This is a genomic window from Micromonospora sp. NPDC047527 (assembly GCF_040643015.1).
Taxonomy (GTDB): Bacteria; Actinomycetota; Actinomycetes; order Mycobacteriales; family Micromonosporaceae; genus Micromonospora.
The window spans coordinates 514765-523395 of sequence record NZ_JBEYTK010000005.1; the positions used below are offsets into that span (position 1 = coordinate 514765).

At 70.9% G+C, this 8631-nt stretch carries 8 protein-coding genes; 6 read left to right on the top strand and 2 right to left on the bottom strand.

The window, feature by feature from the left end:
- Positions 1-99: 99 nt before the first annotated feature.
- From ABZ808_RS22125 to ABZ808_RS22135, 3 genes are all read left to right on the top strand, one after another.
- Positions 100-1533, top strand: coding sequence for a hypothetical protein (locus ABZ808_RS22125; RefSeq protein WP_357009506.1), 1434 nt, complete (start codon positions 100-102; stop codon positions 1531-1533).
- 372 nt (positions 1534-1905) lie between these two features.
- Positions 1906-3753, top strand: a complete 1848-nt coding sequence (locus ABZ808_RS22130) for a 2-oxoacid:acceptor oxidoreductase subunit alpha (protein ID WP_357009508.1) — start codon at positions 1906-1908, stop codon at positions 3751-3753.
- Entirely contained in the window at positions 3746-4780 is a 1035-nt protein-coding gene (locus ABZ808_RS22135; RefSeq protein WP_357009511.1) for a 2-oxoacid:ferredoxin oxidoreductase subunit beta, read from the top strand. The genes ABZ808_RS22130 and ABZ808_RS22135 overlap by 8 nt, the downstream gene beginning before the upstream one ends.
- 68 nt (positions 4781-4848) lie before the next feature.
- Here ABZ808_RS22135 and ABZ808_RS22140 read toward each other — a convergent pair whose 3' ends face one another.
- The gene (locus ABZ808_RS22140) at positions 4849-5493 is read right to left on the bottom strand and encodes an NAD(P)H-dependent oxidoreductase (RefSeq protein WP_357009513.1); all 645 of its coding nucleotides are present in this window, start codon (positions 5491-5493) and stop codon (positions 4849-4851) included.
- A gap of 82 nt (positions 5494-5575) precedes the next feature.
- Here ABZ808_RS22140 and ABZ808_RS22145 point away from each other — a divergent pair, with 82 nt between their 5' ends.
- Positions 5576-6055 carry a MarR family winged helix-turn-helix transcriptional regulator gene (locus ABZ808_RS22145; protein WP_357009516.1) on the top strand — a complete coding sequence of 160 codons (480 nt, stop codon included), beginning with the start codon at positions 5576-5578 and terminating at the stop codon, positions 6053-6055.
- A gap of 12 nt (positions 6056-6067) precedes the next feature.
- Here the strand turns inward: ABZ808_RS22145 and ABZ808_RS22150 are convergent, their stop codons facing one another.
- Positions 6068-7081 carry a potassium channel family protein gene (locus ABZ808_RS22150; RefSeq protein ID WP_357009519.1) on the bottom strand — a complete coding sequence of 338 codons (1014 nt, stop codon included), beginning with the start codon at positions 7079-7081 and terminating at the stop codon, positions 6068-6070.
- A 201-nt stretch (positions 7082-7282) separates the two neighbouring features.
- On the opposite strand from ABZ808_RS22150, the gene ABZ808_RS22155 reads away from it, so the two are divergent.
- Complete coding sequence (locus ABZ808_RS22155; RefSeq protein WP_357009522.1) at positions 7283-7780, top strand: helix-turn-helix transcriptional regulator; 498 nt, start codon at positions 7283-7285, stop codon at positions 7778-7780.
- Positions 7781-7914: 134 nt separating this feature from the next.
- Positions 7915-8514 carry an ATP-dependent Clp protease proteolytic subunit gene (locus tag ABZ808_RS22160; protein WP_357009525.1) on the top strand — a complete coding sequence of 200 codons (600 nt, stop codon included), beginning with the start codon at positions 7915-7917 and terminating at the stop codon, positions 8512-8514.
- Positions 8515-8631 lie beyond the last annotated feature (117 nt).

Genomic DNA, 8631 nt, shown 5'->3' on the forward strand with positions numbered 1-8631 from the left:
CCGTACCAAACACGTTACGGATTTGTTTCCGGTTGAGACTAGTGCACATGGGCAACTGTTACCGAATATTGGACTTCCATCCATGGCACCGGAGGTCAGATGGCCCGCGTGAACGTTTCGCCCCGGCACCGGGCGACGGGGCTGCGTCCCACGCGCCTGCTGGCGACCTCCCTCGCGGTCGGCCTGCTCGCGGCGCTCGCCGTGGCGCCGGCCTGGGCCAGCGCGGCGGCACCGGCCGGCGAGCCACTTTCGGCCGTGACCGACCCGTCGGCCGAGCCCGGGGCCGACCCGGAGACCACCGCACCCTCGCAGGAACCCACCCTGACCCAGGAGCCGAGTGACGGCCCCACGCCGACCATCCCCGCCCCGGAGACCACGGCGCCGCCGCCGGTGACGACGCCACCGGCGCCGCAGACCACCGCACCGGACGTACCGCCGCCCACCACCGCCCCCGCGCCGGGCGGCACCACGCGGTCGCCGACGCTCGGCCCACCGGCGCCCCCGGTCCTGCCGATGCCACCGGGCGGTACGCAGGTGCCACCGAGCCCGCTCGGCGTGCAGGTCACCACCGAGGACATCACCCTGCCCGGGGCGTACTGGAACGCGGCCAGCACGGCCACCACGCTGCGGGTGACGGTGGCCAACACCGGCACCACCGCACAACAGATCCGGCTCTCGTACACGCTGCCGGCCGGGCTGACCGACGCCGGGACGAAGGGGTGCGTCGCCGCAGGCGGTGGCGCGTACCGCTGTGGAGCCTGGACGGTCGGGGCGGGCACCCGGTTCAGCAGCCTGATCCGGTTGCGGGTCGCCGGCACCGCCTGGGAGCAGATGCCGCTCAGCGGCTCCGTCCAGGTCATCGCGGACGCGCCCGGCGTGCCTGGCCAGGCGACCGACGACCATGGGTTCGCGGTGCTGTTTCCGCCCGGCCCGCCAGCACCCGGCATCTCGCTTGCGGCCGACGAGGTGGCGTTCGACATCAGCGGCGCGGCGAGCAGCCTCGCGGTCCGGCTGGTCAACACCGGAACGGTGGACGCCGCCGGCCTGATCGAGGTGGTCCTGCCGGTCGGGGTGAGCGTGCCGACCCCACCGGCCGGCTGCGTGGCGGTCGACCCGACGCGGACCCGGTGTGACGCGGGTCTGTTGCCGGCGGGTCAGACCGGTGAGCTGCGGCTGCCGGTGGAGGCAAGTCCGCACGCCCAGAGAAACGCGCCGCTGTCCGGTGCGGTGATCGGTCAACTCGACCCGCGCAGCGGCCCGACCCGTCGGGTGCAGATGAGTTTCCGCATCACCGCGGCGGCCGCGCTGGCCACCCCGGTGGTGTCGCCGCCCGCGCCGACCGGCTCCCAGGGCGTACTCCCCGCGGGTGCCACCCGCGACGACCAGGCGATGACCTCGGTGCAGCGCACCGCGATCATCCTGGTCACGGTCTCCGCGCTACTGGTGGTGCTGGCCCTCGCGCTGGCCACCACCGCCCTGCGTCGCCGGCTCAGCGGGCCCTCGACCGGACCCACCCCCGAGCCCACTGACTGATCGATCACCCGCGACCCCGAACCGACGCCCGGCCAGAGTCACCGGGCGGCCTTAGCTGGTGATCTGAATTACGGCGCGCGGTGCGAAAGCCCGTAATTCAGGGCATTTCTCACCCCGATCCGGTCCCAGTTGGCCTACCTACAGGAAGGCTCAGGGGTCCGTTGGACGTAGGCTCTCGGTGAGGAACAACAGCGGACCGAGCCAGCCTGGGCGGTGCGGTCCAGCGTTGCGTCAAGGAGGTCCCGTGACCGGGCAAGGCGAGGTCACCATCATGCTCAGCCGCCCGCGCGACCACGCGCAACGAGGTGCAGGCGTGAGCGCGAGGATTGAGCCGGTTTTGCGAGCCCCGCAGCCGCGAACGAAGGTGGCACAGTGACCAAGCAGATCCGTCAACTCGACCGGGTGGTCATCCGGTTCGCCGGTGACTCCGGCGACGGCATGCAACTGACCGGCGACCGGTTCACCTCCGAAACGGCGCAGTTGGGCAACGACATCTCCACGCTGCCCAACTTCCCCGCCGAGATCCGGGCACCCGCCGGCACCCTGCCCGGCGTGTCGAGCTTCCAGGTGCACTTCGCCGACTACGACATCCTCACCCCGGGCGACGCGCCCAACGTGCTGGTGGCGATGAACCCGGCGGCGCTCAAGGCCAACCTGGCCGACCTGCCGCGCGGCGCGGACATCATCGTCAACACCGACGAGTTCACCAAGCGCAACCTGGCCAAGGTCGGCTACCAGGCGAGCCCGCTCGACGACGACTCGCTGGCCGGCTACGTCGTGCATCCGGTGGCGCTGACCTCGATGACGGTCGGCGCGCTCGCCTCCTTCGAGGTGTCCAAGAAGGACGCCGAGCGGTCGAAGAACATGTTCGCCCTCGGCCTGCTCTCGTGGATGTACTCCCGGCCGTACGAGTCGACGCTGCGCTTCCTGGAGCGCAAGTTCGCGGCCCGCCCCGAGCTGGTCGCCGCGAACGTGGCCGCGTTCCGGGCCGGCTGGAACTTCGGCGAGACCACGGAAGACTTCGCGGTCCGCTACGAGGTCAAGCCGGCGAAGATGCAGCCCGGCACCTACCGCAACATCACCGGCAACGCCGCGCTCTCGCTGGGTCTGGTCGCCGCCGGGGTCCGCTCCGGGCTGCCCGTCTTCCTCGGCGCGTACCCGATCACGCCGGCGTCGGACATCCTGCACGAGCTGAGCAAGCACAAGCGCTTCGGCGTGCTCACCATGCAGGCCGAGGACGAGATCGCCGCGGTCGGCGCCGCGCTGGGCGCGTCGTACGGCGGGTCGCTCGGCGTGACGACCACCAGCGGTCCGGGTGTGGCGCTCAAGAGCGAGACGATCTCCCTGGCGGTGGCGCTGGAGCTGCCGCTGGTGATCGTGGACGTGCAGCGCGCCGGCCCGTCCACCGGCATGCCGACCAAGACCGAGCAGGCCGACCTCAACATGGCCCTGTACGGCCGGCACGGCGAGGCGCCGGTCGCGGTGATCGCACCACGGTCACCGTCGGACTGCTTCTTCGCCGCGCTGGAGGCGGCCCGGATCGCGCTGACCTACCGCACCCCGGTGATCCTGCTGTCCGACAACTACGTCGCCAACGGCTCGGAGCCTTGGCTGCTGCCCGACGTGGAGTCGCTGCCCGACCTGCGGGTCGATTTCGCCACCGAGCCCAACGGCGAGGACGGCACCACCTTCCTGCCCTACCTGCGCGACCCAGAGACGCTGGCCCGGCCGTGGGCGATCCCGGGCACGGCTGGGCTGGAGCACCGGATCGGCGGCCTGGAGAAGGCCGACAAGACCGGCGACATCTCGTACGACCCGGCTAACCACGACTTCATGGTGCGTACCCGGGCGGCCCGCATCGAGACGATCCCGGTGCCGGACATCGAGGTGGAGGACCCGGACGGCGACGCCCGGGTGCTGGTCCTCGGCTGGGGCTCCACGTACGGGCCGATCGGCGCGGCGTGCCGCGGGGTCCGCCAGCGCGGCCTTTCCATCGCCCAGGCGCACCTGCGGCACCTGGCCCCGATGCCGGCAAACCTCGGTGAGGTGCTGCGCTCCTACGACCGGGTGGTCATCCCGGAGATGAACCTGGGCCAACTCGCCCACGTCATCCGGGCCCGCTACCTGGTCGACGCCATCAGCTACAACCAGGTCCGCGGCCTGCCGTTCACGTCCGCCGAGCTGGAGACGACGCTGGAAGAGGTCCTGAAGAATGTCTGAGCCCGTCGCCCTCAAGCTCACCGCCAAGGACTTCAAGTCCGACCAGGAGGTGCGCTGGTGCCCCGGCTGCGGTGACTACGCGATCCTGGCGGCCATCCAGCAGTTCATGCCGGAGCTGAACATCCCCCGCGAGCGGACCGTCTTCGTCTCCGGGATCGGCTGCTCGTCCCGCTTCCCGTACTACATGAACACCTACGGGATGCACTCGATTCACGGCCGCGCCCCGGCGATCGCGACCGGCCTGTCGGTGTCCCGGCCGGACCTGTCGGTCTGGGTGGTCACTGGCGACGGTGACGCGCTCTCCATCGGCGGCAACCACCTGATCCACGCGCTGCGGCGCAACGTCAACCTCAAGATCCTGCTGTTCAACAACCGGATCTACGGTCTGACCAAGGGTCAGTACTCGCCCACCTCCGAGGTCGGCAAGATCACCAAGTCGACGCCGGCCGGCTCGGCGGACGCCCCGTTCAACCCGCTCTCCCTCGCCCTCGGCGCGGAGGCCAGCTTCGTCGGACGGACCATCGACTCCGACCGCAAGCACCTGCAGTCGGTGCTGCGGGCCGCCGCCGAGCACGAGGGCTCGGCCTTCGTGGAGATCTACCAGAACTGCAACATCTTCAACGATGGTGCGTTTGACCAGCTCAAGGACCCGTCCACCCGGGACGACTACCTGATCCGCCTGGAGCACGGGCAGCCGATCACGTTCGGCGCCGACGGGCGGTTCTGCGTGGTGCACCCGCCGGGCGGTTTCGGCCTGGAGGTCCGGGAGACCAGCTCGGTCCGCCCGGAGGAGATCGTCGTGCACGACGCGACGGTCGCCGACCCGGCGTACGCCTTCGCGCTGTCCCGGCTGCCCGGCCTGGACCTGCGCAACACCCCGATCGGTGTGTTCCGCTCGGTGGACCGGCCGTCCTACGACAGCGTCGTGCAGAGCCAGTTGGCCGCCGCCAAGGCGACGGTCACCGAGACCCCCGAGCAGCAGCTCGCCGGTCTGCTGGGCAGCGGCGACACCTGGACGATCCTCTGACGCGTACGGCATGACGAAACGGCCGTCCCCGGAAGCGGGGGCGGCCGTTTCGTCATGCCGGGTGCTGTTCAGCGCTGGGCGGAGGCGGGCACCCAGAGGTTGTCGATCTCCTTCTCGGCCGCCGCGAGGCTCGCCTCGTGCAGCGGGATCAGCTCGGCCATCGCCGGGACCACGGGGGCCAGGGTCAGCTCGGCGGTGATGAAGCGCGGCTGCAGGCCGGTCAGGGACAGGCCGTGTGGGAGCCAGGGCTCGGCGTGGTCCCAACCGTTGCGCGGGGTGCCCTCGCCGTAGCCGCCGCCCCGGCTGGCCAGCACGATGAAGTTGCAGTTGCTGAGGTGGCCTTCCTGGGTCGTCGGGTCGTACGACAGACCGGCCATGATCAGGTGGTCGACCCAGGCCTTGACGCTGCTGGGTGCGCCGTAGTTGTAGAGCGGCAGTCCGAGCAGCACCGTGTCGGCCTGCTTCACCTCGTCGATCAGCCGCTCGCTGAGCTGCCAGACCTCGCGCTGCGCCGGAGTGTGCTGGTCTGGCGGCGTCACCCGGGCCTGGGCGGCAATCGGGTCCAGGTGCGGCAGCGGTTCGGCCCCGAGGTCGCGGTAGGTCACCGTTCCGTCCGGGTGAGCCGCACGCCAGACGGCGGCGGCGCGGGCGGTGAGCCGCCGACTCACCGACAGCTCACCCTGGATGCTCGAATCGATATGCAGCAGGTGCATGGTTTCTCCCTCAAGGATCGTCTGCGCTGGGTCAACCATTTATAGCAGGCCGATGTTCCGTTGGCTCGGTAGACTGGCTCACATGTCCGCCCCGCCGCTTGACCCCGCAGAGCACCGATCAGGAGCCCTGCTGGACCACCTGGCCCGGCGGATGCGACTGCGGTCGGAGTCGGTGCTGGCGCCACTGGGCCTGCGCCCCCGGCATCTCGTCGCGCTTACCGTGCTGCGCGACGGCGGCGGCACCAGCCAACAATCGCTGGCCACCGTCCTGGAGATGGACAGCACGAACATCGTCGGGCTGCTCAACGACCTCGAAGCCGAGCATCTGGTCGAGCGACGCCGCTCACCCGAGGACCGTCGGCGACACGTCGTCGACCTCACCGCCGAAGGGGTCAAACGGCTCAGCGCGGCGGAATGTGCCCTCGCGGGTGCCGAGGACGAGGTCCTGGGCGCACTGGATCCCGCCGAGCGGGAGACGCTCTACGAGCTGCTCCGGCGGGCCGCCAACACGTCGCCGGCCATCTGCACCGACGCGCTCCGGAGGGACGTCGACGCCTGCTGACGTCGGCGGCGGTCAGGCCGTGGTGCTGGACTCCGGGCGGTCGTCGCGGACGTGCACCAGCATGTCGCCGGTCTCGATCACCGCACCGGCCCGGTCGGCCAGGGTGACCACCTTGCCCCGCCGCACCAGGGCGATCACCAACGATTCCAGCTCACGCGGCGAGCGACCCACCTCGTCCCGCTCCGCCGAACGCATCGCCAACGCCATGCCCTGACCCGGCGTGAGCAGGTCCTCCACCACGTCGATCAGCGGCGGTGCCGAGGTGGACAGGCCGAGCAGACGACCGGCGGTCGCCGAGGAGACGATCACGTGGTGGGCGCCGCTCTGCTTGAGCAGCGGGGCGTTCTCCGCCTCCCGGGCCGCCGCGATGATCCGAACCTGCCCGGCGGTGAGCTGCCGTACGGTCAGCGCCACCAGCACCGAGGCGTCGTCACTGTCGGTCGCGATGATAACGGCTTTCGCGTTGCGGACGTGCGCCTCGTTGAGGACCGACGACCGGGTGGCCGACCCTTCGATGGCCACCAGGCCGGCCGACGTGGCCTGCCGCAGGGCGGCACCGTTGCGCTCCACCACCACGATCCTCGACCGGTCCAGCCCGTTCTCCATCAGGGCGTTGACCGCGCTGCGGCCCTTGGTGCCGTAGCCGCAGATGATGACGTGGTCCTTCACGCTTCTCCTCCACCGCGACAGGCGACGGCCGGTCCGGTACTGCTCGGTCAGGACTTCCAGTGTGGTGCCGACCAGGATGATCAGGAAGATCACTCGGGCCGGGGTGATGAAGAGGACGTTGACCAGTCGGGCCGACGGTGAGGCCGGCGTAATGTCGCCGTAGCCGGTGGTGGAGAGCGACACGACCGCGTAGTAGAAGGAGTCGAGCAGGGTGAGCCCGTCCTCGTTGACGTCGCGGTAACCGTCCCGGTCCAGGTAGACCGCGGCGACCACGGCGAAGACCAGGCCCAGGGCGGCGGCGAGCCGTAGGCTCAGCGCGCTCAGCGGACCCCGCCGCTGAGCTGGGAAATGGATCACCGTCGAACCTGCTCCGCCACCGTCGCCTGCACGCCCACAACATAGCGGGTACGCCGCACACCGCACGCCCGGGCTGCGCAGCGGACAACCGAGCCGACCCCGCGTGCCGAGCGGCGGCGCGGGCCCGCAGGGGCAGCCGGTCGGCCCGGCAACGGGCATGATGGGGATGTCCCCGACGACGACCGCGAGAGTGAGGCCCGCATGTCGTTGCTGCGACGAGTGATCGGCGGGGTGCTGCGGCGCCACCGCCAGCGTCAGGGCCGCACGCTGCGCGAGGTGGCCGAGTCGGCCGACGTCTCGGTGCCTTACCTGTCGGAGGTCGAGCGGGGCCGAAAGGAGGCCTCCTCGGAGGTGCTCGCGGCGATCTGTCGAGCGCTCGGCATCAGCCTCGCCGACCTGCTCGGGGAAGCCCGCGACGACATGCGCCGGGTCGAGCCCCGCCTCCCGGCCGCGCCGCGCGCCGCGCTGACCCATCTGGAACGGGTCGACGCGGCCCGACGCGAGATCGGCAACGCCACCTTGCTGGCGGGTCCACGCATCAGCGGGTTCGCCCTGTGTCACGGGCCGGGGGCGGACGAGCCGGCCCTCAGCGTCGGCGCGTCGGCCTCCGCTGGTGGCTTGCGCACCGTTCCGCGTACCTCCGTTCGGGCTGGCGACGCCGCGGCCCAGACTGGTGCGCGGCGGCTGACCGCCGCGTAGGCCGCGCGGTTCTGCCGTCGGCGGATCTGCCGGCGGCAGAATCCCTGGGCCACGACCGCAGGCCGCCGCACGCTGGAAGGGCCGGTCCACCGGGCGGTCCCGCCGCCCGCCGGCACGGCGGAAGGCGGCGGCGAATGATCGGGTACGGCGTGCGAATGCTGGATGGTGGGCAGCCATCCTTCGGTGACCATGTGTTCGAGCGGCTGTTGCGGGAGCGGATCGTCTTCCTCGGCAACGAGGTGACCGAGGAGTCGGCCAACCAGATCTGCGCGCAGATCCTGCTGCTCGCCGCCGAGGACGCGGACCGGGACATCTTCCTCTACATCAACTCGCCGGGCGGGTCGGTGAGCGCGGGGATGGCGGTCTACGACACGATGCGCTACGTCCGCAACGACGTGGCCACGCTGGCGCTCGGGTTCGCCGGCTCGATGGGGCAGTTCCTGCTCTGCGCGGGCGCGGCCGGCAAGCGGTACGCGCTGCCGCATTCGCGGATCATGATGCACCAGCCGTCCGGCGGGATGGGCGGCACCGCCTCGGACATCACCATCCAGGCGGAGAACATGCTGCACGTGAAGCGGACCATGCAGGAGCTGATCGCCCAGCACAGTGGACGAGATCTGGACGAGATCCAGCGCGACTGGGACCGGGACCGCTGGTTCACGGCCGTTCAGGCCCGCGAGTACGGCCTCATCGACCAGGTACTCACCCGAGCCGATCAGCTGACGGCGCTCTGACCCGCGGTGGGGGGGGGGGGGGGGGGGGGGGCGCCGCCCCCCCCCCCCCCCCCCCGAACCCCCCCCCCCCCACCCCCCGCCACACGATCTCCAAACTCGAAAAAACAAAGAAAAGAT